Raw genomic sequence first — 23,701 nt, 5'->3', positions numbered from 1 at the left:
CTCCTGATGTCAATTATCTAGCGACTGCTTAGCGGCTTCGGCAAGGATTTCTGGTGGCTTTAATTCGAACCGACGGCCCTCGACCTCCAACACGACATACTTGGGCGTCACGTCAATCACATTCCCTTTCAGGTGACCAATCTCGAACTGGTCCCCTGCACGTAACTTCAACGTCTTGCCTCTCGTGCGAACATTCAACCAAGCGGTCCAACCATCGCGGCCTTGCACTAACGCCGTTAACACCGTTTGCGAAGAATCATCGAATTCCTTTTTCGCCACTTCAACCGGTGGTGGTGGCGGGTCAACCACTGTGATCGACAATAGTTGCTCGGTCGTTCGGCGAGGATAACCATTGTCAAAGACCCGAACCAACACTTTGTATTCATTCTTTTCTTCCGAGCGAACCGTCAATGTCCCTGTCCGCTCGTCGAGCTTCGCAAAATCAGGAGATGCCTCGACAAACTCGTAACTCAAGGTATGGCCGTCAGGATCCTTGAACGTTAGCGGCGTCGTGGAGTCTTTACCAACAATCACTTCAATTTTCGCATTACCAGTAAATTCGGGTGCTTTGTTTGGCGGCTCAAAGAAGTTGCGATTCAAAATCGGGGCACTATAGGCGGCAACCGCCGAATCGACTCGCCATGAATCGTTCCCGGGTTGCCTTAAATCAACCGGTGCGCTAGTCAACGCGATGACATCAATGCTCATCTCCAGATCCAATTTGCCGGGTTGGTTTCGCGCCGGCGTGATCGACAGTTTACTAATTCGATGCAAGTAGTCTTTGGCGTAAAACGCATGCAGCAGCTCCACCAAATTCGGCAACGCAATCCGCCCATCGACTCGATAGGGCAATCGATTGTAAAGCCCCCCTACTGGGACCGGACTGGTCGGATTCACTCGCGGATCGTTCAACTGGTTTTCCTGAACCAACTGCAAGAGCCAACTTTGATAATCGCTCTGAGCCCTCTCGGGGCTTCCGGGCAACGAGCGTTCCAAATATTCACTCATCTGATGCTCGGCGTAAGCTCCGGCCAGCAACTGTTCTTCGATCTGTAGTTTTTGGACATTCAGCGATTCAATGCGACTGTTCCGAGTCCGCACAGCAGTACGATATTTCGTAAATCCCCATTGCAGCAAGACGAAAGCGATCAAACCACCCACGGCGATCGACAAGATTCGTTCTCTTTGTGTCATGATTGCACCTCCGGCGAAACTATTTGCACATCAGCATCCATCGTGTTTTCCTGTTCCGCGTTTTCCTGTTCCGCGTCGTTCTGTTCCGCGTCGTTCTGTTCCGCGTCGTTCTGTTCCGCGTCGTTCTGTTCCGCGTCGTTCTGTTCCGGAGCTAACGTTTCGGCTTCCGACGCGGCTTTGATTCCTTTGTAGCGTTGACTGTAAGCATACTCCGGCTGTATCGATATCTTCTCCGTAAAGACCCACTGGTAAGCACTGGGACTGTCCTGCTCGCTCGCCCCTTCTCCGACCACGCGATGATTCTCATCACGTATGGACTCTTCCAGTTCCTCTATCACCGCCGGCGATACTGCCGACCCGGTAATGGTCAATGTACTTACCCCACTTCGAGGATCGCTAGCAGCGAAGATCGACCTGAGCATTACCTTGTCACTTGGTGGCAAACGCTCAGCGAGCTCTCGTAGTTCTCGCACCCAAACCGCGTCGCCATCAAGAAACTCGTCAATCTTTTGGGTCGTCGCTCTACTGGCCAGAGCTTGATCGACCGATTCTTTCATCCCCGTATTTCCGCTCGAAAGCGACTCGATTTGCTGATCTAATCCGCTCAAGTGACGATAGCCAAAAAAGAGCAGAAGGATTGCCACCAACACAGGCACGCCCACCATTGCCACGGTCCGTCGATGATCCGGGCTCTCCTCTAAACGCTCTCGCGGGTTCAAAAAATCGATCAGGCGTTCAGGGCAAACTTCGTCGCATACCAACAATCCAACCAAAGGCGCAAGTCGCCCTACATGCTCGGGAAGTTTTTCCCTAACCTGAGTCTTCACTTCAACGAGGTCAAATGGATTGACCACGTCAATCTTTGATCCGGTTGCTTCGGCAATCTGCTCGATTTCGCTTCGGTGAACAGATTCTCGTCCCCACAAAACCACTTGATTCGGTTTGCCGCTTGCGCCACATGCCATCAAACTTCGGCGCAATTCGTTCACAAGGGCTCGCGGGCGTGTCGCCTCACTTGATGGCATCCGCACCGTTCGAACAAAGATGACGTTGCCATCGCGTACGACAATGATCTCAGCGTCATCGTTGAGTAAGTCGATCAGGACGGAGTCACCCTCGCCAACGTTGGGCTTCGCGCGACTGAGGAACAATCCAGCCGAGGCCAACGGGCGGAGTGCGATACGGTTGGCATGCAACTGAGCATCGCCACATACCTCTTTGATTTGGGCCAAAGTACTCGGTGATACCGCCGCGGCAATTGCCTTGACCCCCTGTTCAGTTCGGTCAGTGATCAAAAAATCTATCGTCGCACTGTCACCCGACGAGGCAAAGTTTCGGATCGCTTGAAAACGCACGATATCGGGCAACTCTTCGTCCGGCACCGGCGGCAATTGCAGCTCGCGCAGTTCCGCTTTTCCGCGACCAATTGCAACCAATGACTCGGTTTTCTCCAACCCACGTTCGGCTACGTATGAGCGAAGAGTGGCAAAGACGTCATCGGATTCAATGGCTAAGACCGCAGCATCGGTAACGACAACTTGCGGACCGCTGCAATTGGCTGCAACGATCCTTAATTCGGATTCATCCCAATCGATCGCTAGTTTGGTTGACATAGGGTTATTTGCTAATAGTTGGCGTCAGATGATGTCCCAATAAACGAACGGCTACCGAGTACCGAAAGTTCAAATCCTCGTCCCAAATGGCTCAGGTCTTTCCACGAAACCACCTTCGGATTCACCGTGGTAGCATCAATGATAACTTCACTTCGGCTCGATATCCCAGATTGTTCGTAATATCCTACGATCTGGGCACGATAAACGTCGCCACCGCCGGTCAGCAGCGGTATCAACGATCGCATTTGGTCGAGCGTCACGATGCCTTCGACCAAAGGCCAAGTCGCAAATTCATGATTTGGATCATCCGATTCGGCGCTACGGCCCTCCAAGATCGCTTCGACGGTTTCCTCATCGAGCGTCGGAATTCCGTAAAGCAATTCGGCGGGACATTCATTCAAATTGATTCGCCCAGGCATCGTGTCGGCATCTTGCGTCGCAATCACGTCCATTAAAATTGACATGTAGATCGCCATCGAGATCGGGCCTTCGATAAACGGTGAAGAAAACGTCCGAGCATCGTCGCCATTGCCGATCGTTACGGTTGCACCGACAAGATCAAGCACCTGGTTGATGCTATTGCTCGCTCCGCCGCTGAGGTCAAGTTGGTCCAAAACATCGGCTGTCCAAACGCCGATCGGGCCCGAACCGCCACCATCATCGCCCTCAGCGTCGCTTAGCGACTGCACCGTCGACTTTCCGGCAATGCGATAGGCCACAATGAAACTGGCATAGGTTTCGTCGCCAATTGCATCGATCAATTCCTCGTATAGCAATTCCAAATCGTCTTGGTTGACGTTCACTCGGGCCAAACCGTCACGCGTCTTGTTGCCTTCGGCACCGTAAACGGTGAGGTATGCTGCCCAACCTAGTGAGCCAGGTGTATCGATACTGACGCCAAAACGTTGCTGTTCATCCGCATCGAGCACCCCGTTACGGTTCGCGTCGGCCCCAAAAAGCAACGTCGGCGTCACGCCGCGAACAAGCAACAATTCCTCGACGCTTTGCATCGGACCGTTGCTTGGTGAATAGGGTGTTTGCAGAGTATTGTAATAGTCTGATTCGGCGCCGTAAGGACGCACTTCTTCATCCTCATCAAGCCAATCCAAAATCGCATCGGCGACATCTTCGGTCATGCCGGGAAGCGCCATCAGCAATGACACTGCGATGTTGTCCGTCTCGACCTCTTCGGTGTCGGCACCCGTAACCGCCATCGCGGGAACCAATAAGTCTGAATTATTCTCAAGCACCGTCAGCGTATTGATGTTCAATCTTGCTGATTCGTTTTGAAGCCCAAACCGAATCCCACCGAGCATTCCTGTTTCGGTTAACCCAGGCGCGACGACCGTAAAACTAGACGCAGTTGCGCCATCGACACCCATCGAACAATTTACCGCTTGGAACATCGACGCGTTATTGAACACACCGCCATAATCCAAACGCATTGCAGGAGGTTGAGACAACAAAAGCCGAACCGTGTCGACACCGGATTCGACATTTACACGTGCTTGTACCAAATCAGCTGCTAAATAGGCGGAATCGTCGTAAGCAACCATCAATTCCGTAAACGAATAGACCGCCATCGTACAAATCGCAATCACGACGAGCACAAGGACTAAGAAAAAGCCACCTCGATTTCTGCTTTTACAACCAGGGGTGCGAATCATAGTGCCACCTCCGTCGACTCGGATTCCGTTTCCGTTGTCTCGATCGGGCGTGCCATCGGCAATCGAACGATATGAGTGAACACACGAGTCGTGATTTCATCCGCTGCATCCGTACTAAGCGTGTCGGGGCTCTGCATCGAAATGCTAACGCGAACCGCAGCAGGCAATTCACCATATTCGTCACTGTTCCATTCCAACAACCACATCGTGCCGTCCCAGTACTCAAACTCAATTGCCGTTATTTCAGGTGCCAAAAGCTCTCCGGTTTGGTTCAACGTTACCATCGATCCGCTATTGATCGAATAGGTTGTTGCGGCTCGGTCGAGGACGCGGCGGACGAGTCCACCCGATGCACCCATTTCCGTTTGGCTGGTCGCGTCAACATCCAATTGATCCAAGGAATCGACCACGCCCCCAATCATGCCCGGCTGCTGAACGTAGTACGTCACCGTTTTCAGGTCACTCGGAATATCGTCGATGTTTGCATTGGTAACGTCCATCATCACCGTATACTCTTCCAATCGAGGCAACCGACTCAGGTCGACTTGGATTTGATATTGGTTGCCGATCAGGCCTGGCGTTTGAAGCACAGACGCTCCCATCTCCAAGTCCGTCGTTGCAGCGTCTACCTCAACCGCGGTTGAGTCATCACCACTTTCAACGCCTGCTGCGGATAGATCGACGTCGCCCGCCGCGTTGGCTGCACCGCCGATAGTCTGTGATGCGGTGGAGGCCAACAGGCTTTCGAGTGCGGATGTGTCGATCGGTGCCGGATGCTGGGAAGCTCTCAAGTCATCTTCAATCATTTGCATCACGGCCGACGCCAAATGCACTTGGCGAATATCCAAGTCTTGGACTGTCAAGGTTTGCGAATAAAACTGAATCGCGCCACCGACTAGAATCATCAGCACGACCGACAAAGAGAGCGTCAATAAAATCTCTAGCAACGTGAACGCCGACCGGTTCAGTAAAACACGATTCAAAATTCGCCCCCCCCACTTTCGTCCGTCGCCGCCGACTCCGCAGCCGCTTTCTCAGCTTCCTCCGCTTCCTCGGCTTCTTCAAGCCCCAGCGCCGGATCGATCATCCAACGTGTCAACGCATAACTTGCAATGGAAGAACCGCCATCGGGATTGACTCCGTCAACACTTACGCGAATCGACAACAGTCCATCGAGCGGTGCAGGCAATACTTCGACCGAGTAGGTGAACTCCGTGACCGACCCTGAATCACTTGATTCGATCGGCACGCTATCGACAGCTTGAGGTGCGATATCTTGGATCAAAAGTTCTGATAACTTCGTTTGGCACAAAATCCGTGCGATCGAAAGATCCCGGCCTTCGCGGGCCGCGTCCGAGCCAACGCTGGCGATGGTGCTCAAGATGGCTAACGATCCACCAAGAATCGCTAAGGCAAGCATGATTTCCAAAAGCGAAAAACCTCGCCGGCACTTTTGGGAATAGTCGAGCGATGCACTCAAGGAATCACCTCGCTTAGGCTCACCTCGCCGATGGTCGACTCACCCGTGATCCCTCGCAGCTTGACCGTCACCCGACCCGAGGTTGGATGCGTAAGCGTGACCGCGGCCGTGCTGGTTGTCCCGTCGGCGTAAAACAAGATTGGACTTGTCGAAGCAATCGTAGGGTCAAGCGTCATTTGTCCGCTGCCAGTCTCTTGACCCATCTGGAACGAACGAGCTGATGATACGACGACAATCGACTCGATCGTCACTTCCTCGGGAAGATCGATGGTCTTTTCCTCTACTTCGGATTCGAACGGCATGGCAACAACCGCCGCCTGATCGGCTCCGGTTAACAACCCGGATTGTGAATTGGAACCACCCACAGTCTCGATCGCATCACTGGCAGAAATATACGGCTTTACCTGAAGTGTCGACGTTCCGATTTCGCCCTGAACGATCATCACCTGACCGCCACGCATTGCTTCGATACGCATACGAGTCATCTCAATACGCAACTGTTCTGCGGCACGAACAAGGTTTTGCTCACCGAGAAGGGGTGCTAACTTAGGAATAATCACCGCCGTCATCGCTGCGAAAATCGCCAGCGTTAGCAGTAGTTCGAGAAGAGTAAAGGCGATGCGATGGCGCAAGGAGGACCTCCGGGGTCTGTCTGGGATCCCACAGCCGAGGATCAAGGTCCCGTTACCACGATGTCGTCTTCCGTGTTGGCTTGTCCGTCGTTTCCGTTACTGCGGATCTCGTATTTACCACCGCTGGCGGAATACTCGAACGGATTGTTCCACGCGTCATTGGGAATCGTTTCAATGTAAGGATCACTCCACTTCGCTTTTAACGCCGGATCGCTCGGTCCATCACGCAGAGCTTCAAGCGTATCCGGAAGTGCGTTCATCTTCAGCTGGTACCGGGTAATCACCGGTTTAAGCAGCCCGATTTGGGCTCGAGTCGAGTTTTCGTTCGCTTCCTTGGATGCACCGACCAAATTGCCGACCACAATCCCGCCGAGCACGACCAGGATCGATAGAACCAGCAGCAACTCAAGCAGCGTAAACGCCACTCGGCGGGAACGTTGACGACAGACCGCTCGATTCGGAGAAGTTCGCTCGGATAGTGTTTTTGGGGAACGCGGAGTATTCATACTGGTATCGGATGCATTTTAAAGAAGGATGGACGTGAGACCCCCCTGTTGTTCAAGAGGATCCGAAAGTCACGCGACAAAAAAGAACGCCAATCGAGGTTTTCTCCGATTCGGGGCTTTGCTGTTGTCATGACTTTCTTGGCGGCATGGCTCATTATAATTGGAACCGAGCAAACTCTAAAAGGTTTCGGTCTTTCCCGCTGGACACATTCGTTGTTCCAGTAAGGATCTTGGGGGCAACGAGCTAGGATGAATCGGGGTGCTAGACCAGAGAAAAAAGGCCCGGTTATTTCAACCGCACCGAATAAATTGAGCAACCGCGATGGATCGAGAGTTGCTTTTGGGGGGAAGGGCTCGACAGCATCGCTCGGCGGATTTTTCCGCACGAATTTCCCATACGACAGGTAGAATAGTCAAAAGTCGGCAAATCCTGCCCGATTGCCACCTAATTGGTCCGTTTGACAGTAGAATTAGGCAAAATGGCGAATATGCTTAGGGAGTGACTCTTGCGCAGGGTCTCGCTATCGCTTGCCGCTAGTTGGCTAATCCTTCAATTCCTCGAAATTTCGCTTCGAAACTATGGTTGCACGTGACGATTCGCTGATCCGCGGCAGTTTAATTGCCAGTTTAATCTTTCTTGTCTTGTCGATTGCCCTGAACTTTTTTCTATGGTTCCAAGGCAATCTAGCTTCCGCCGACATGGCCAAGGCGAAAGATCAATTGAGCACCGTCAATTCCAATTTGAAGACGCTCAAGGATCAATCGAGCTTGATGAAAGCCATGCTCGGTCAAGGGACCTTGAGCGAAGCGGAATTTGACCTGCTCAAACAAAGTGCCAGCGGCGATGCCGAAATGGAAGCGATTGAGCAACAATTTGTCCAAGACATGTCATTGTTCGGTGCCGACGAAGACGCTCAGGATCGAAACTATCCGAAGCTGCCGGAATACCTCATGAATGCGATTCGCTCGCGGAACGAACAATTCCGAGAAGCGACCGAAGATTTACGTCGAGTTCGCGCCCAAGCCGAAAGTGATGTTGCCAATGCACGCAAAGCTCAAGATGTCGCGGAACAGAAGGCTCAAGACTTGCAGAAGAAACTCGACCAAGAAAACGAACTCTTCACCCAAGATCGCGAACGCATTAACAAGGAAAAAGAAGACACTCGTGATAAGTTGACCACGATGGAACAGGACTTCCGAAAGTTCCGTGCTGAGAAGGCCGACGAAACCACCAAGTTGTCGCGAAAAGGTGACCAGCTTCAATCGACGATCGAAACGCAAAAACTACAACTCAATCAACTTCGCAATGACCGGTTCGAAACCGCGCAAGGTCGAATCCGATTCGTGCGAAATGATTTGGTCACAGTCAACCTAGGTTCAGCCGACGCATTGCGACGGGGCATCACCTTCGGCGTGATCGGCGGAGATGAAACGAGACTTCAAGACGCAAAAGTCAAAGCGACCATTCAAATCACTCGCATTTTGGGTGCCCATTTGTCCGAAGCACGCGTCGTCGCTCGACCGGAAATCGAATACCCGATCATCCCGAACGATATGATTTACTCGCCATTCTGGGCGCCAGGACGAAAAGTCAAAATTGCACTTGCAGGTAGCATCGATATAGACAACGACGACCGCCCCGATAACGAAGCGATCATTGGGATGATCAATGCCGCCGGAGCCGATGTGGTGACGGGGGAACTTGATGCAAGTATTCGGTTCTTAGTCGTTGATGACAAAACCGACGACCCTGACCGTGATTTCGACGAGCAACAAGAACAGGAAATCGGCCGCGTCAAAGCACGCGCTCGTGAGTTGGGTCTGACAATCATTCCCGCTTGGAAGTTGCAGGCTTACCTCAAGACGATCGACGACACGCTTACCACCCCTCTCGGGTCGGGCGTCCGTGGTGCCGACTTCAAACCAACATCCAATGTTGGTGCCAATCAGCGTTACCCTACGTCACTGCCCGAGATCTTTACTCGGCAAACCGAAGGGGTTCAGCGAACCAACGAGATTCTTTCACCCTAATGCCCGATGGGCCGAAGAGCATGTGCTTGGCGTTTCAGCGTCTCGGTCTGCCGGTTTAACTTGGCACTGAGACGCTTTAATTCTTGATCAAGCCGATCGCTTGCCGCTGTGGATGGCTCAATCGGTGCTGTACCGAGCCGAACTTGATTCGCATCGGTAAACGTGGACGCCGATGAGGCCCCCAAGGTTTCGCGAATCAACAGGTCACTGAGCTTCGCAGCGGTGGCACGATGATCAAGTGTAATGAAGCTTGGCTTGCTCCAATGCAGTCGAATGCTCGCCAAATGGGCTTGCGCAATATCGGTGATCGTTTGAATTCGAATGCTGACGTCGTTTGCATCGGCATCAAATATCCAAACCCAGTGGCGGTGATCCACTCGGTAGGCTAAGTCAAAAAGCCGCAAGTGAGTTTGCAGGATCTGGTCGAAACTCTCGGCAACATCACGCGGCATCGCTGCGCCAATCGATACCGTCCCTAGCGACAACAACTCGGCATGCTTTGGAGGCGCGCTTTCGTGAGATAGCTCTACTGATAAAAGGGGTGGATCCAAGCGAATTCGACGTTGGATCTTGCTTGCCCCTAGGGCCTGACTTTGGGAATCGCCCGTTCCTTGGTTTGAACCTTGGTTGTTTGATGTTGGCTTAACCTGTGTCCGTTGTCGCCATCGGACCCAACAATGTGCCACTGACTTGGGGCTTGCCGTTGGCGTTTGAAAAATCGCTTCGGTGCCATATCCCGCTCGCGAACGTAGTCGCAAGGTCGAAAAATGCAGCGCCGCTAATTGGCGACTGATCGCGAGCCCAAGTCCTTCACCCGCGGATGAAGAAAATTGTTGATTTTCAATGCGTTGCATTTGGGCTTGAGTGATTCCGATTCCTTGGTCAATAACCGACCAAATCACGGCGTCACCGCTGGCAGAAGGCTGAAGCCGCACCAACACCGAATCGCCTTCGCGTGTAACACGAATCGCATTGACCACCAAATTGACGATTAAACGGCGCAACACCGCGGGATCTGCAAAGACAATTACATTGGGGTCATCGGCACCGTCCCAAAGCACTTCGATCTTTCGTGGAAGCGACCAAGGTTGCAAGGTTTCTTGGACCGCCTGGCGAATGTCAACCACCGAAATCCAACGTCGGCGAATCCGAGGCATGCCGGTTCGCAAACGCTCTAGCTGCAACATCTCGCCAACCATTTGATCGATACAATCACATTGGTCGATCGCAGCGGCGAGGCAAGAATGTTGGTCAATATTGATTTCGCCAAACTCCCCTTCAGCCACTAACCGGATCGATTCGCGGACCGTCGTCAGCGGTGAACGAAGATCGTGGGCTGTCTCGCTGAGCATCTGCACAATCGCGTCGACCGTTTGTTCCATGCTGGGCTGAGCCGGATTGGAAACAGGGGACGCATTGGGCGCGGGAACCGTTACCGAATGATTGGCTTGATTTGCAGCCCCTGTTTGATTTGCAGCCCCTGTTTGATTTGCAGCCCCTGTTTGATTTGCAGCCCCAGTTTGATTTGCAGCCCCAGAGACCATTTGGCTGAAATCCCGGGCCTGGGTGCGGCTGGATGTATTGGTATTGGTCGTTGACAGTTTTGACACGCAGAAATCTCCATGGTGGATACGCGTACTTCCGAGTCGAACGAATCTGGCGTTCGTCGGTGCGCATAAATCTCTGTTCGTCATCGCGCCGAGGGCAAAAACAATGAATGTCCTTGTTTGGATCCTGCGAAATGGCCCAAACGAGTGTTGTACCGGCTATTCCGTTCGTGAGGGATAAATGGCTCGAAAATTGGCACGCATCCCAATTCTAGTTTCACTGATGTTCCCCCCGCGTAGTGCAAAAGCAAATGATTCGATACACTGAGCGAATGAAAACCGATGTGGATGACACAAAAACAACTGAAATTACATCATTTGACGACCTTGACCTATCGTCCGTGATGCGGCGTGCCCTCCGCGATGCGGGGTTTGAAGAACCAACGCCAATTCAATCGAGTTTGATCCCAGCTGCCCTTGAGGGTGAAGATGTGATCGGGCAAGCGAGAACTGGAACGGGAAAAACCGCTGCGTTCGGTATCCCCATCCTGGAACAACTTGATCCGCTCGAAGAGTGCCGGGATCCGCAAGCGATCATCATCGTACCGACGCGTGAATTGGCCGACCAAGTTGGCCGAGAAATCGTCATGTTGTCCAAGGGCGTTCCGACCGAAGTCGCCGTCTTAGCGGGTGGTAAGGACATCAAACGCCAACTTCGGGTGCTCGAAAACGGCGTCCAAATTGTCGTCGGTACCCCCGGACGACTACACGATCACTTGCAACGTCGATCTCTTCGAACCGACAAAGTATGGTGCGTCGTGTTGGATGAAGCCGACCGCATGCTCGATATCGGATTCCGACCGCAAATCGAACGAATTCTTAGACGCTGCTCAAAAGATCGGCAAACGCTGCTGCTTTCTGCAACGCTGCCGCCAACGGTTCGCAAATTGGCGGAATCGTATATGCATCATCCGTTGGTAGTCGATTGCTGCGACAAAGACATTGCTGTCGATACGATCGAACAGCGGTATTTTACCGTCCCACAAAACAAGAAAGTCGAATTGATCGAACAATTGCTCGAGCGAGAAGACCCCGAGCAAGCGATCATCTTTTGCCGCACCAAGCGTGGCACCGACCGCTTGTACCGGCAACTAAGCCGTACCTATAACGATTGCGGCAGTATGCATGGTGACTTGGCTCAACGTGAACGTGATCGCGTCTTACAACAACTTCGTGAGAGAAAACTGCGGATTTTGGTCGCCACCGACGTAGTCGGCCGCGGCATTGATATCAGTACCATTTCGCACATCATTAATTTTGATGTGCCCCAAGACTGCGATGATTACGTGCATCGCGTGGGCCGGACCGGACGGATGGGCCGTGAAGGCATCGCCTTTACCTTTGTCGTACCAGGTGAAGGTGATTTTTTAACCAGCATTGAGCAGCGAATCAACAAATTGCTCAAACGAGATCATCTAGATGGGTTCGAGGAACCCGAGGTGAAGTCGGCGCCTAAACCAGATGAACCGAAAAGAAGTCCATCAAAGAAGCTCAACCCGATGCACCGCAAAATCACACGGCGGCGACGATAGGCAGCTTTCGCTGCCGAAGGGGGAATCCGGAAAACGTTCATGTGTTTTCGATGAAGTTGGCGACTTCGAATTGCCATGACATTTATTCAACGAACGGCAGCTCAATGCCACTTCTTTATCAATGAGTCACATCGACAGAATTGATCACGCGTAGCCCACCGGCGATCGGGCGAACGCTCTCTTGGGCAAGTTGCTTGTGATAAAAACTGCGAACATGTCCGCTCAGTTTCAATTCATTGCCACTCTCATCCACTCGAAGCTTTCGCAGCTCTGCAACCGAACTGCGTGACAATATCTCAGTAGCTGCCGAAGCAATGTCTTGCTGGTATGTCTGTTCCATCATGTTGTGTCCCGGTTGGAATGACACAAAGAGAAGCATCTTGGAGTGAAAAAAACTCTTTGCAATCATGCGCAAAATTTTCTTCCGCTGACTCTTTGCTCTCGAAGGTAGGTAGATGTGTGAAAGCGCTTCAAACAAATATCACACATTTCTCGAATCGTGACTACGTGAATATTATCGGATTCTTATAGTCCCTTTGACAAGCCCCTGTTTCAAAACATATTGCTAGCATAAGCGGAACCTCTTTAATTTGACTCATGAAGAAGACCTCGCGAGCAAATAGGTAAACCGTGTCGCTGAAAGCGTCCGTTCAAAGTCTTACTGAGATTAATCGTTAGGACCGCCAGGACATGCACAAACAGCCGATTGAATCCGAGCAAGCCGTGAGCGGTTGCCCAATTGGTCGAGGCAAAAGATGCAAATGCGAGCTATATCACCACAGGAAAACAAAGGGATTGGCTCGCTTCGTTTTCCTAATGATTCTGTTGGCTCGTGTTTTTGGAATAATTTGATGCTTCTCGACTTAGCGATTGCGTTTAGCTGTGCCGGTGTGGGAATTTCCTGCGGGTGGGTTATGCACGGACTGGGTTGGATTGAATCCTCCGACGAGGCTGCTGTGGGTCAAATTTCACGTGTCGCAGTGGAGCTGAAGCAGGTCCATGACGAACAAGATCGCCTTTCCATCGTCGCCGAGCGACTTCGTGATTATGCGTTAAAGATGGCAATTGATGTTGATGAACATCAACACAATGTTCAAGAAGTAAGCGATTCATTGACGGGAGAAAAAGCGTTATCGGCCGAGGCGATGTGCGCAGCAGTCAACCGATTGATTGAAGCCAACGAATCGATGCAGACAAAGTTGCATTCGGCGCAACAACGTATTCACGCTCAAGCCGAACAGCTCGAATCGGCAGAACGCCGTGCTCAAACCGATGCGTTGACAAGCGTGTCCAACCGTGGTGCGTTCGACGAGCATCTGGCCCGTCGCCACGCTCTCGGTGCCGGTCGTGCGGGAACCTTGATGCTATTGGATGTCGACCACTTCAAGAAATTCAACGACGAGTATGGTCACCGGGCCGGTGATGAAGTCCTCAAAGTCGTCGCTCAAATGCTGCATGCTCGGCTGAAATCGTACGGTATTGTCGCCCGTTTTGGTGGCGAAGAATTCGCTGCGATCATTGACGGCTACTCCGTTGACGAGTGCAAGAAGATTGTCGAATCGGCTCGTGTTGCGATTGGACAACAATCAATCGAATTCGAAGGGAACGTACTGAACGTTAACGCCAGTATTGGGGTCGCCGAGCAGATTGATGGCGACAGTGTCGAGCAATGGATCGAGCGTGCGGATGCGGCAATGTACCACGCCAAGAATCACGGGCGTAATTGTGGATTCTGGATGAACGAAAACGAACCGACCCTAATTTCGCTTGATGGAAAAGTGGAAAAGAAAACTCGCCCAGCGCCCAAACAAGAGCCCAAACGCGAGGAAAAATCGTTCCTAATTCCAGAAGTCGATGAGCCCATAGCGGCCGATGGCGTGAAAGAAACCGTCGCTGACACAATCAAGTCAGTCGGCAAGAAAAAAGCCTCTACCCAAAAAACGGAATCCGAAGCCACTGAAACACCAAACAAGCCCGAAGCAACAAAGAATGATTCGCCGAATCAAGAGCCGGCACCGCAAAAGACGCCAGCAAAGAACGAGGAAGCGCCAAGCCGCGGTGCCTTCGCCAGTTTGCCAGGCCGCGCCGCACTTGCGGGATCGTTTGCGGAACTGCAGGAACGCTCGAAAGCGATTGGCAAATCGACACACATCATGGCGCTACATGTTACTGGCGAGCCGGTTGCAGGTTCGATGCGAGCTCTACTGCAAATAGTCCGAGCAACTTTGCTCAGCGTCGATCGTATTGGGGCAGAAGACGCTAGCACACTGTTAGTATGCATTCCTGGAATTGATGCAAACACAGCACAACAGCGTCTTGAGCAAATACAAGCGAGTGCGGCATCGATCCAATTTGGAGATTCTGCGAAGGGAACAGTCGAAAAGCTTGAAATAGGTTTGGTTCAAGTCTCAGAAAAGGAAACCTTCGAGCAATCTCTCAGTCGCCTGTTGGGTTAGTCCTTTCGAAGAACTGCCGGCTTGATTGTGTCCGGATAATTCAGCACCAATTGCTTTACCGCGATACGTGCAAAGCCTGGGGACATATAACGATCAAACGCAGCATGTACCAAACGCTCGTTGGCTTTTCGCGAGTAAGGGACCAAATGCGACTTCAAATCACCAGAAAGATCCGTATCAATGTCAAGGATCAACGTTGGTTCGGTGGGTTCGAACGCGAGGTCATCCAAGTCGATCCAGCGACGGTTCGAAGCCCTTTGCGTTTTGAATTCAATGCGTCTCTGTTGAGGCTGATAAACGATTGCCCATTGCGTTAAATTGCCTTGGGCAACAGATTCGAGCGAATGAAAAGCATAGTCAACCTGCGTTTGATCTGTGCCGTTGCTACCCGCTTTGTCTATCGCGCTAACCGCTCGAAGATATCGCTTCTCGCTCGATGATTCCCACCAACGGTTTGCGAAAGCACGACGAGAATCCTTCAGCGTTGAATTTGCGAGCGCACACTGCGATACATTGCTTCCGGTTTGGACGACCGGAACTCCATTAATAAACTCAATCACCGCCACACCACCTTTTTCATCCGTGACGAAGTAATGCACGCGTTCGACGGTTGGCAGCAGCGGCATTGGATAAACACGATCGAGACTTTTGATTACTTCTTCGACACTCTTTGCGGTATCCAATTGGTACTGAACCCATTGAATGACATTGACGCTCCTGCCCGCTCGTTTGGGTGTGGGAAAACTTGCCTCGTGTAGCTGCAGTAGGTCAACCGTCAGGCCTACCTCATTCATCCCCGCGAAGGGGATCTCACGGCCAAACTGCACGAACGACACGCTGCCATATTTCGATGTCCAGATGGCGGGTTGGACTGCGGAGATGCCCTTCTTCTCGATGCCACGTTGATTGACCACCATCAACCCGTCACCGAACGGCCAATCGTGATTTCGGGCGACAAAAAGTTGCCCATCCACCGAAAACCGCATCACTGTACAAGCATGGGCTGAAATGCCACCCCCATTAGATACGATGCTGCCAATTGTGAGCAAAGCGACAAAAATGTGTGAGACCTGGTACGTTCTATTCATTCAGTTTCTCCAACGCGCTTGTGCTATGGGGCCGAGGGCGACCTAGAAGAGACCCCAAAAGTAGCGTTCGAACAACACAAAATCGGAAATGCAGCGACACTAGCCGAAAAACCAACTGATCATTATTCTGCCATGATGAACGATGCGACGCAACAAAACGAGAAAACGAGTTCGCAAATCGCTGCATTCGATGCGATCATGGCAACCGCTTACCACGAAGCCGGTCACGCAGTAATGGCTTTGTCGCTCGGACGATCGATTCAAAAAGTGACCGTTTCCCCGACCCGAACCGCACACGGTCAATCGCGGCTTGGGGTTTGCGAATTAAAAAAAGGGCGTTCAAAAAAGTCAAAAGACGCCGTCGAAGACGATACGTTAATTTTACTCGCCGGAATGGTCGCGGAAGCGCGTTTCACGGGTAGCTACTGCCATCAAGGTGCTTCGCAGGATTTACGGTACGTCCAGTCCCTTTTGTCCAACCGCGCGGGCAACGCCCGGCAAATTGAACGACTCCAACGCCGGTTGCTTGATAAGACCGAACATTTATTACTTGAGCCTGGACACGCCAAGGCGATCCAACAGATTGCCAACGAACTTGTTGAGAAAACGACCATCAGCGGGCGTGCCGCGAGACATTTTTATGATCAGTGCGTTGCATCAAAATGATCCATTCGCCAAATTCTTGATCTTCAATTTCAATGCAACCCTCGTTTTCAACGGCGACTCATGAGTATCCCATCATTTCCTGTTTTTGATCTTGAAGCAGCCACCCAAGCCATCGCCAAAGACCTTGGAATCCCTGTTCACCAAGTGCAATCGGCGGTTGAGCTGTTCAATGACGGTAATACCATTCCATTTATCGCTCGTTATCGAAAAGAGGCGACAGGCGGTTTAGACGAAATTGCGTTGCGGGCGATCGAGGATGCACTCGACAAGGCAAACGCACTGGCAACACGGAAAACAACCGTGCTTAAGTCAATCGACGAACAAGGCATGTTGACCGATGAACTACGGGAGAAAATTGAAACCTGTGCTGACCTGCGTTCGCTTGAAGCGATCTACCTTCCCTTCAAACCAAAACGACGCACTCGAGCAACGATTGCTCGCGAACGCGGACTCGGACCGCTCGCTGAGATCATTCTAAGCCAAACCAAACTGTCGAAATCGAAACGTGACACCCTTGGCGATTTTGTCGACAAGGAAAAAGAGGTCCCTGATCGCGACGCGGCACTGCAAGGTGCATTGGATATTGTTGCCGAACAATGGTCCGAAGACGCAGAAACCAGGACTTGGATGACGGGCCAAGCGTTGTCGTTTGGCAAGATCACTTCAAAAGTGAAACGAGGCAAGAAGGAAGACGCGGGCAAGTTCGAGTTGTACATGGACCACCATGAACCAGCGAACAAAATTCCGTCACACCGAGTCTTGGCGATGCTACGAGGCGAAAGCGAAGGAGTCCTTCGCGTGGGTGTCGAGTTGGATGATTCCCGCGTGGCAAGGGAACTGAAATCCAGGTTCGTACATAATCCTCAGTTTGATTTTTACAACGAATTGGTCTCAACGGTTGACGATTGCTACGAACGACTATTGATGCCCGCGACAACATCGACCGTGCTGCAAACACTGAAAGAAAAGGCGGACGAGGAAGCGATCAGTGTATTCGGCAAAAACCTACACGAACTGCTTATGTCCGCCCCTGCGGGACCTCGTGTGACCATTGGTATCGACCCTGGTTTTCGCACCGGATGCAAACTTGCGGTGGTCGACGGCACTGGTAAATTCCTAACCAACACCACGATCTATCCAACGCCTCCCAAAAGCGATACCGATGGTGCAGGGAGAAAACTCTTAGAACTGATCAAGAAATACGAAGTCGAGCTGATTGCCATCGGCAACGGAACCGCGTCGCGAGAAACCGATGCCGTTGTTGGTAATCTGATTCGTGAAAACAAACTGAATGTGACCAAGGTGATGGTCAGCGAATCGGGGGCGTCAATCTACTCTGCCAGCGAGCTTGCCTCGAATGAGTTCCCCGATTTGGACATTACCGTCCGAGGTGCCATCAGCATTGCACGTCGACTCCAAGACCCATTAGCGGAATTGGTAAAAACCGACCCGAAATCGATCGGTGTAGGCCAATACCAACATGACGTGAATCAAACTCAACTGCGAAAGTGCCTCGATCGCGTGGTTGAATCGTGTGTCAACAATGTGGGCGTTGATTTGAACATGGCTAGCGTACCACTGTTGTCGCATATCGCGGGTATCGGCCCAAAGCTTGCTAGTAACATTGTCGAATACAGAAACGGTCACGGCAGCTTTTCGAATCGCAAAGAATTGACAAAGGTACCCAAGCTTGGAAAAAAAGCGTTCGAGCAAGCGGCGGGCTTTTTGCGAATCCGAGGAGGCGATGAACCGCTCGACAATTCCGCCGTCCATCCTGAAAGCTACACGGTGGTCACTCGAATGGCCAAGACGCTTGGGGCTAATTCAAAAACACTCGTTGGCAATGCAACACTTAGCCAGAAACTGAAACCCGAACAGTTCGTAGACGACCAATTCGGCATCCCGACGATCGTTGACATCATTAGTGAATTGGCGAAACCGGGCCGGGACCCGCGCAGCGAGTTTCGAGCGGTGAAATTTGATGATGCAGTCAATTCGATGGAAGACTTGAAAGTCGGAATGGTCCTCGAAGGGGTCATCACCAACGTAACTCACTTTGGCGCATTCATCGACATTGGTGTCCATCAAGATGGACTCATCCACATCTCACAACTCGCCAACAGCTTCGTAAAAGACCCCAATGAAGTGGTCTCAGTGGGCGATTTGGCGAAAGTCAAAGTCTTGGAAATCGATATTCCAAGAAAACGGATTTCGGTTACGCGAAAGTTTTGAACCGCTTAGTGCGGCTGCCGAAGCACAAGCACAGGACAGCAGGATGTACGAACCACGCGTTCGGCAACCGAACCGAGCCACATGTGCTTAAGAAATCCATGTCCATGTGAAGGCATGATGATCAAATCCGCAGACTCACGTTTGGCACAGGCAACGATCTCGTGTCCTGGGTCTCCAACTGCAACTCGAATGCGAACGTTTGCATATTTGTCGTCAGCCAACTGTTTCTTCAATCGTGCCTTTGTCGCGTCCTTCCGATCACTATCGGTCACAGAGCCGTACAAATCGTTGGACTCCATGACCAAAATCGGCGGCAAGACATGAATCACTTCGACCGAACCCGAATCGCCCGCGATTTCGACCGCAGTATTCAGGGCGTTCAAGGAGAGTTCACTAAAGTCCATTGGAACAACTGTTTTTTTGGGATGAAGTCCAGCCATTGTCTGTTCTCCGGGAGAGGCAACGTGTCGATGCCCACCGCATCGTCGGCAAAGCCTACAGCGGAGCAAACCGAGTGCCACATAAATGTGGTTATGAAACACTCATCTATTGTGAGTTTCCTTTCTTTGTGCGCGCTCTTTTGACACACAAGCGTGACATAATCACACAGTGCCGTTTCATAGTATCGACAATTTACCGCATGTGGCGATTTCTTGTCATTCGTAAGCCATGTGGAACCAAACCTGACATCTTCCTAAAGTATCGATTCAGATGAAGAACCACTGAACTCAAACCATTGAGCCATATTTTGCGTGAACATACGATCGAGCTGCGAGTTCGTTATGACGAAGTGGACCCGATGGGTTTCGTCCATCATTCAAACTACTTGCGTTTTTTTGAAATTGGAAGAACCGAGTTTCTCCGCGCTTCGGGAGGCCGCTATCGCGACATGGAAGAAGCGGGGCAATTGGTCGTCGTCGTTCGAGTCGATTGCCGCTATCGGAAACCTGCCATGTACGATGACTTAATCCAAGTGCAAACACGAATCGCCAAAGTCACTGCCGCGAAGATCATCCACGAGTACCAAATCACTCGCGATAGCGAGGTCTTGGTCGATGCGACCGTAACGCTCGCGGTGATCGATCGCACGGGGACACTCCAACGTGTCCCAGACGCCCTGCGGGAAAGCTATGAAGCGTTGGACTGAAAAGACACGCGTTTGTTTGGGAAACAATCACGTGCGTGCAAAACGATCACGTGGCAACTCGGGACGCATCACTGCCAAAAGGCTCGAGCAGCTCGGATGTAGGGAACGTGTTTCGAAATCTCGTCTGATGTTCGTTTCTTGAGCCGCTGCTCGTATTGACGAAGCCAGTCTTGAAAGAACGCAGTCGCCTCTTTGGTTTTTCGCCGTTTTCCGTCAACGTCGATGTACCACGGCGCACTCATCGCAGCTCGGAAATGGTCTTCGTAACGCGTTACAACGCGGATAACAACCCAGCTGCTTTCTTCGATCTCGATCGGCTCGATCACTCCACCCGCCTTGGCAAATTCATCCAACCGCGCACTGTAATGGACGCGTCCGTTGCGGATCACTTCCAAATAATCAACTGGGTCACGTACGGACAACCGAACCTCCGGCTGCAAACGAATCTTCTCTCCGCTGTGAGCGGTGAATACGTGTCCGGGGATTTTTCCATCAAGCGTCGGCTGTAGCATCGGTCCGTTCGTTGCAACACTTTGCCCATTCCATGCCGCTTGCCACCATTGCTCGGACGATTGCACCCGAGCGGCAATTTGTTGTGACGCAGTTGCCGATCGACCATCGGGTTGCTGGGCGACGTAGAGCCGGTTGTAGCCGACCGGAGTGGCTCTGCCACCTGACCCGCTGCCGGCCAACGGTGCAATTCGGATCCCTGCTTCGAGCAAATTCCAATAGACTCGTTCGGCAAACCGTCCCAATTCGCTGGCATCGCCGGTGCGTGGGCCATCGGGTGACCGACCATCTTTGACCGTGTACTGTTTTCGATCGAGTTGCAACCAATCACCCAAGACAAAGATCCCGTCAACTCGTCCACTGGCAATCCAAACCGGAAGCGGCCATGCAAATGGATTCTCAATTGCGACCCGAACGTCGTCATTCCCGCGAGGCAACCTAGCCAGTCGACTCGCCACGGGTTGCTCAACCGACGATTGACTTTCGCCGTCTTGTTCCCCTCCATAAAAAACGAGCCCGCGATCTTCGAAGACGTCTTCACGTAGCCATGACGGATCATTCTCGATCGGATCTTGCGCGTCGCGGCCAGCGATAGGCAATGCGTCGACATGGCCAAGGACCGCAGCAAGATGCAAGTCTTCGGCAGCCATCCGTAGTGGCAAACTATTGGCCGAAGAGGGCACACAACAATCGCCGCTTATCCAACCTTGTTCGGCCATATCGATCATTCGCGGCAAAGCGGTTTTGTGTTCATCAAAGCTCTCTCGTTCCAACACGAAATGGCCACGTACCACCCGATATTCGGGGCCGCGAGTCATCCGAAACGAGTAAGTCCCTTTGGGGAAAGAGAGCTCCAAGGATCGATCGATCACAACACCAACACTTTGAGGACTCGTCCCCGACGATCCAGTCCCCGCAGGAACCGTTTTACGTATCGGCATTAGTTTTCCACCGACTTGTTCGCCCCGAAAGACCTCTAGCCGTGCGGAAACGGGCAGTTGGGTGCTTTCGTCCGTTACCAACACGGTCAGTTGTCCTGCAGCACGCAGCGGATTGCCAGGCAACAGTAGCCCAGCAAACATCAAAATCACGGCATAGAAGCAAAAACGCATCAAATTCCCCTTCAACAACTCCAACCAAAAACGGCCAAGCGGCTTTCAATCGACAATCGGCTCAGCGTTTGCTACCGCTAGTGGAAGTCGGTGGAATGTGCCAAGTTGGCACTCTTAGTTATAGTGCAGTTTCCTACCACATCGAATCCCAAAAGCGAACCCAACCGTCGTGACAGAAGACCTATATCAAGTTCTAGGCGTATCGCGAACAGCGACGAACGATGAAATCAAAAAAGCGCATCGCCGTTTGGCGCTTAAGTTTCACCCGGATAAGAACCCCGACAACGATGAAGCACGGGAAAAATTCAAGCGAGTTCAAGAAGCTTACGATGTCCTAAGCGACGAGGACAAACGGGCCGCGTATGACCGTTATGGTGCCGATTTCGAGAAGATCCGCAGCAGTGGATGGAATCCAAACGCCGGTGGCGGAGCGGGTGAAGCTGGATTTGACGGCTTGGACCTCGAACAAATTTTCGGCGGTCGCGGTCGCGGAGGTGGCGGCGTCCAGTTTGAACATGGTTTCTCGGACTTTTTTGAACAAATGATGGGCGCCGGGGCAGCCGGCGGTGGACGGGGTCGAGGCCGCGCTCGGCGAACTCAACCGCCACAGCGTGGCGCGAACGTGCGACATGAACTGGAATTGCCACTTCAAACCGCCGTCCTCGGTGGCACGACTGAATTCTATCTAAATCGCGGCGGAAAAAGTGAAAAACTATCCGTCACCATCCCGCCTGGTGTCGAGACGGGGTCGAAAATTCGGCTTCGAGAACAAGGCCAACCGTCACCCAATGGTGGGCCCACGGGCGATTTGATTTTGCTGTTGAAGGTATCCAATCATCCAAGCTTTCGTCGGATCGGAAAGAATCTTGAATTGCAGCTTCCTGTGTCGTTACCCGAAGCGGCACTCGGTGCGAAAGTCGATGTCCCGACACCGACTGGAACCGTAACACTGTCTATCCCACCGTCGACCAGCAGTGGACGACGATTGCGACTGAAAGGCCAAGGCGTTCGCAATCGTGATGGCTCGGCAGGCGATTTGATTGTCGAGATACAAATTCGGCTGCCTGAATCTCTTGACGACGAATCAAAAGAATTGATTGAGAAATTTGCAGAGCAGAATCCGATGATACTCCGCGACGCTCTGGCATTCTAACGCATGCGTTATTCTTTTCCCAAATCGCGGCGCGTGGTGCAAAGCCAGACGTTCACGTTAATCTTACGGAAAGGCGTTTGCGTTGCCGATGGAACATTGGTTTTATTCGCTGTGAACCAAAACCGATCCATTCCAAGTCGCATCGGAATTACGATTCCAAAGAAAACGGGCAACGCGGTGATCCGCAATCGATGGAAACGACTGATACGCGAATCCTTTCGCACCCAGTCGGAATCGATCCCGGAAGGGATCGAGATGATCGTCCGTCCCAAGAAGGGAGCAAAATCTTCATGGAAATCAATTGAAAAGTCGGTGCCGTACTTGGCCCAAAAAGCAGCCAAACGACTTCAAAGCACAGAGAGCTAAGCGAAGCAAAAATGACTAATGGATGCCCCCGCATGCTAATGCGAGCGTTGGTAAATCATCGTCAATAGTGACTCGGTGTCCTTGAACTTCTTACCACTCGCCAGTGCTTCGTCGATCAATTTTCGTGCATCCGCTTCGCTGTGACCAAGTGTCATCAGTGCATCGAATGTCTCGCTGACAACTTGCGAGCCGAGTTCAACGGTTTCGCCTACTCCTTCACGATCAACCATCAAAGCAAATCGAGGCATCTTGCGACGCAGTTTAGCGATCACGCGTTCGCTGGTCGCGGGACCAACCCCCGGCAGTGCCGACAAGGCTTTTGCGTCTTGCTGCTCGATCAACACGGCAAGTTCTTTTACTGGGCGTACCATTGCGCGCAGTGCCTTTTTGACGCCAACTCCATCAACGCTGCAAAACAAGTCAAAGAATTGACGTTCCGGTTCTGACATGAATCCGATCAATCGAGGCGTCAACCGACCTCCTTGAGCGTTTCCTTCGATGTACTCAAGCGTATGCAGTCGAATCTCGTCGCCAGTTCTCGCTTGTAATTGCCGTCGAGTGAAATCAGCAACCAAGACTTCATATTCGAACGGGTTGGCTTCCAAAACCACCGCAGTTTCACCCACACGGACTAATTTTCCAGTAATCGTGACGATCACGTTTCATTCCCTTTGAAAGAGCATCCTAAGATTCAAGGGACGTATTAGAA

General features: G+C 52.0%; 21 protein-coding genes. 8 read left to right on the top strand and 13 right to left on the bottom strand.

What is annotated here, in order from left to right:
- Positions 1 to 9: 9 nt before the first annotated feature.
- Genes CA13_RS25180 through CA13_RS25150 form a run of 7 tightly spaced genes read right to left on the bottom strand, consistent with a single transcriptional unit; the run spans position 10 to position 7,092 of the window.
- Positions 10 to 1,194, bottom strand: coding sequence for a cadherin repeat domain-containing protein (locus CA13_RS25180; protein ID WP_146401392.1), 1,185 nt, complete (start codon positions 1,192 to 1,194; stop codon positions 10 to 12).
- Positions 1,191 to 2,807 (bottom strand): hypothetical protein, encoded by a 1,617-nt coding sequence (locus CA13_RS35635; protein ID WP_419194795.1) that lies wholly within the window; start codon positions 2,805 to 2,807, stop codon positions 1,191 to 1,193. The genes CA13_RS25180 and CA13_RS35635 overlap by 4 nt, the downstream gene beginning before the upstream one ends.
- A gap of 11 nt (positions 2,808 to 2,818) precedes the next feature.
- Positions 2,819 to 4,474, bottom strand: a complete 1,656-nt coding sequence (locus CA13_RS25170) for a type II secretion system minor pseudopilin (protein WP_146401390.1) — start codon at positions 4,472 to 4,474, stop codon at positions 2,819 to 2,821.
- Entirely contained in the window at positions 4,471 to 5,457 is a 987-nt protein-coding gene (locus CA13_RS25165) for a prepilin-type cleavage/methylation domain-containing protein (protein WP_146401388.1), read from the bottom strand. The genes CA13_RS25170 and CA13_RS25165 overlap by 4 nt, the downstream gene beginning before the upstream one ends.
- Positions 5,454 to 5,954 (bottom strand): type II secretion system protein, encoded by a 501-nt coding sequence (locus CA13_RS25160; protein WP_419194794.1) that lies wholly within the window; start codon positions 5,952 to 5,954, stop codon positions 5,454 to 5,456. Before CA13_RS25160 ends, CA13_RS25165 begins: the two co-directional genes overlap by 4 nt.
- Positions 5,951 to 6,586 (bottom strand): hypothetical protein, encoded by a 636-nt coding sequence (locus CA13_RS25155; RefSeq protein ID WP_146401386.1) that lies wholly within the window; start codon positions 6,584 to 6,586, stop codon positions 5,951 to 5,953. The genes CA13_RS25160 and CA13_RS25155 overlap by 4 nt, the downstream gene beginning before the upstream one ends.
- Positions 6,587 to 6,627: 41 nt before the next feature.
- Positions 6,628 to 7,092 (bottom strand): type II secretion system protein GspG, encoded by a 465-nt coding sequence (locus CA13_RS25150; protein WP_146401384.1) that lies wholly within the window; start codon positions 7,090 to 7,092, stop codon positions 6,628 to 6,630.
- 579 nt (positions 7,093 to 7,671) lie between these two features.
- Between CA13_RS25150 and CA13_RS25145 the strand changes: the two genes are divergently transcribed.
- A complete protein-coding gene (locus CA13_RS25145; RefSeq protein ID WP_146401382.1) occupies positions 7,672 to 9,123 on the top strand; it encodes a hypothetical protein in 1,452 nt (483 codons plus the stop codon).
- Here CA13_RS25145 and CA13_RS25140 read toward each other — a convergent pair.
- The gene (locus CA13_RS25140; RefSeq protein ID WP_419194793.1) at positions 9,120 to 10,733 is read right to left on the bottom strand and encodes a sensor histidine kinase; all 1,614 of its coding nucleotides are present in this window, start codon (positions 10,731 to 10,733) and stop codon (positions 9,120 to 9,122) included. The two genes, CA13_RS25145 and CA13_RS25140, sit on opposite strands and share 4 nt — an antisense overlap.
- Positions 10,734 to 10,981: 248 nt before the next feature.
- Between CA13_RS25140 and CA13_RS25135 the strand changes: the two genes are divergently transcribed.
- Positions 10,982 to 12,262: a DEAD/DEAH box helicase gene (locus tag CA13_RS25135; RefSeq protein ID WP_146401377.1), complete on the top strand. Its 1,281-nt coding sequence runs from the start codon at positions 10,982 to 10,984 to the stop codon at positions 12,260 to 12,262.
- 118 nt (positions 12,263 to 12,380) lie between these two features.
- Here CA13_RS25135 and CA13_RS25130 read toward each other — a convergent pair whose 3' ends face one another.
- Positions 12,381 to 12,671: a BON domain-containing protein gene (locus CA13_RS25130; protein WP_146401375.1), complete on the bottom strand. Its 291-nt coding sequence runs from the start codon at positions 12,669 to 12,671 to the stop codon at positions 12,381 to 12,383.
- Between the two features lie 442 nt (positions 12,672 to 13,113).
- Between CA13_RS25130 and CA13_RS25125 the strand changes: the two genes are divergently transcribed.
- The gene (locus CA13_RS25125; protein WP_419194792.1) at positions 13,114 to 14,718 is read left to right on the top strand and encodes a GGDEF domain-containing protein; all 1,605 of its coding nucleotides are present in this window, start codon (positions 13,114 to 13,116) and stop codon (positions 14,716 to 14,718) included.
- On the opposite strand, the gene CA13_RS25120 is transcribed toward CA13_RS25125, so the two are convergent.
- Complete coding sequence (locus CA13_RS25120; protein WP_146401371.1) at positions 14,715 to 15,806, bottom strand: linear amide C-N hydrolase; 1,092 nt, start codon at positions 15,804 to 15,806, stop codon at positions 14,715 to 14,717. The genes CA13_RS25125 and CA13_RS25120 overlap by 4 nt on opposite strands.
- Before the next feature lie 132 nt (positions 15,807 to 15,938).
- On the opposite strand from CA13_RS25120, the gene CA13_RS25115 reads away from it, so the two are divergent.
- Complete coding sequence (locus CA13_RS25115; RefSeq protein WP_146401369.1) at positions 15,939 to 16,472, top strand: ATP-dependent metallopeptidase FtsH/Yme1/Tma family protein; 534 nt, start codon at positions 15,939 to 15,941, stop codon at positions 16,470 to 16,472.
- Between the two features lie 60 nt (positions 16,473 to 16,532).
- On the top strand, positions 16,533 to 18,704 hold the full coding sequence (locus CA13_RS25110) for a Tex family protein (RefSeq protein ID WP_146401367.1): 2,172 nt from the start codon (positions 16,533 to 16,535) through the stop codon (positions 18,702 to 18,704).
- Between the two features lie 5 nt (positions 18,705 to 18,709).
- Here CA13_RS25110 and CA13_RS25105 read toward each other — a convergent pair whose 3' ends face one another.
- A complete protein-coding gene (locus CA13_RS25105) occupies positions 18,710 to 19,144 on the bottom strand; it encodes a universal stress protein (RefSeq protein ID WP_146401365.1) in 435 nt (144 codons plus the stop codon).
- Between the two features lie 305 nt (positions 19,145 to 19,449).
- On the opposite strand from CA13_RS25105, the gene CA13_RS25100 reads away from it, so the two are divergent.
- Entirely contained in the window at positions 19,450 to 19,851 is a 402-nt protein-coding gene (locus tag CA13_RS25100) for an acyl-CoA thioesterase (RefSeq protein ID WP_419195154.1), read from the top strand.
- Between the two features lie 68 nt (positions 19,852 to 19,919).
- Here the strand turns inward: CA13_RS25100 and CA13_RS25095 are convergent, their stop codons facing one another.
- Positions 19,920 to 21,473, bottom strand: coding sequence for a CehA/McbA family metallohydrolase domain-containing protein (locus tag CA13_RS25095; RefSeq protein WP_419194791.1), 1,554 nt, complete (start codon positions 21,471 to 21,473; stop codon positions 19,920 to 19,922).
- Positions 21,474 to 21,642: 169 nt separating this feature from the next.
- Here CA13_RS25095 and CA13_RS25090 point away from each other — a divergent pair, with 169 nt between their 5' ends.
- Together CA13_RS25090 and rnpA are read left to right on the top strand one after the other, a co-directional pair.
- Positions 21,643 to 22,626: a DnaJ C-terminal domain-containing protein gene (locus tag CA13_RS25090; RefSeq protein WP_146401363.1), complete on the top strand. Its 984-nt coding sequence runs from the start codon at positions 21,643 to 21,645 to the stop codon at positions 22,624 to 22,626.
- A 3-nt stretch (positions 22,627 to 22,629) separates the two neighbouring features.
- Positions 22,630 to 22,992 (top strand): ribonuclease P protein component, encoded by a 363-nt coding sequence (rnpA, locus tag CA13_RS25085; RefSeq protein WP_146401361.1) that lies wholly within the window; start codon positions 22,630 to 22,632, stop codon positions 22,990 to 22,992.
- A gap of 35 nt (positions 22,993 to 23,027) precedes the next feature.
- Here rnpA and ruvA read toward each other — a convergent pair whose 3' ends face one another.
- The gene (gene ruvA / locus CA13_RS25080; RefSeq protein WP_146401359.1) at positions 23,028 to 23,651 is read right to left on the bottom strand and encodes a Holliday junction branch migration protein RuvA; all 624 of its coding nucleotides are present in this window, start codon (positions 23,649 to 23,651) and stop codon (positions 23,028 to 23,030) included.
- Between the last annotated feature and the right edge of the window lie 50 nt (positions 23,652 to 23,701).

The organism is Novipirellula herctigrandis, assembly GCA_007859835.1.
In the GTDB taxonomy this organism is placed as follows: domain Bacteria; phylum Planctomycetota; class Planctomycetia; order Pirellulales; family Pirellulaceae; genus Novipirellula_A; species Novipirellula_A herctigrandis.
The sequence above is the reverse complement of the archived record's forward strand: the minus strand, read 5'-3'. Positions and strand labels throughout refer to the sequence as shown.

Excerpts from the sequence above, each read along its gene's own strand:
- CA13_RS25180 (WP_146401392.1), bottom strand. The coding sequence starts at position 1,194 with ATGACACAAAGAGAACGAATCTTGTCGATCGCCGTGGGTGGTTTGATC.
- CA13_RS35635 (WP_419194795.1), bottom strand. The coding sequence starts at position 2,807 with ATGTCAACCAAACTAGCGATCGATTGGGATGAATCCGAATTAAGGATC.
- CA13_RS25170 (WP_146401390.1), bottom strand. The coding sequence starts at position 4,474 with ATGATTCGCACCCCTGGTTGTAAAAGCAGAAATCGAGGTGGCTTTTTC.
- CA13_RS25150 (WP_146401384.1), bottom strand. The coding sequence starts at position 7,092 with ATGAATACTCCGCGTTCCCCAAAAACACTATCCGAGCGAACTTCTCCG.
- CA13_RS25145 (WP_146401382.1), top strand. The coding sequence starts at position 7,672 with ATGGTTGCACGTGACGATTCGCTGATCCGCGGCAGTTTAATTGCCAGT.
- CA13_RS25135 (WP_146401377.1), top strand. The coding sequence starts at position 10,982 with ATGATTCGATACACTGAGCGAATGAAAACCGATGTGGATGACACAAAA.
- CA13_RS25130 (WP_146401375.1), bottom strand. The coding sequence starts at position 12,671 with ATGATTGCAAAGAGTTTTTTTCACTCCAAGATGCTTCTCTTTGTGTCA.
- CA13_RS25125 (WP_419194792.1), top strand. The coding sequence starts at position 13,114 with ATGCTTCTCGACTTAGCGATTGCGTTTAGCTGTGCCGGTGTGGGAATT.
- CA13_RS25120 (WP_146401371.1), bottom strand. The coding sequence starts at position 15,806 with ATGAATAGAACGTACCAGGTCTCACACATTTTTGTCGCTTTGCTCACA.
- CA13_RS25115 (WP_146401369.1), top strand. The coding sequence starts at position 15,939 with ATGATGAACGATGCGACGCAACAAAACGAGAAAACGAGTTCGCAAATC.
- CA13_RS25110 (WP_146401367.1), top strand. The coding sequence starts at position 16,533 with ATGAGTATCCCATCATTTCCTGTTTTTGATCTTGAAGCAGCCACCCAA.
- CA13_RS25105 (WP_146401365.1), bottom strand. The coding sequence starts at position 19,144 with ATGGCTGGACTTCATCCCAAAAAAACAGTTGTTCCAATGGACTTTAGT.
- CA13_RS25095 (WP_419194791.1), bottom strand. The coding sequence starts at position 21,473 with ATGCGTTTTTGCTTCTATGCCGTGATTTTGATGTTTGCTGGGCTACTG.
- rnpA (WP_146401361.1), top strand. The coding sequence starts at position 22,630 with ATGCGTTATTCTTTTCCCAAATCGCGGCGCGTGGTGCAAAGCCAGACG.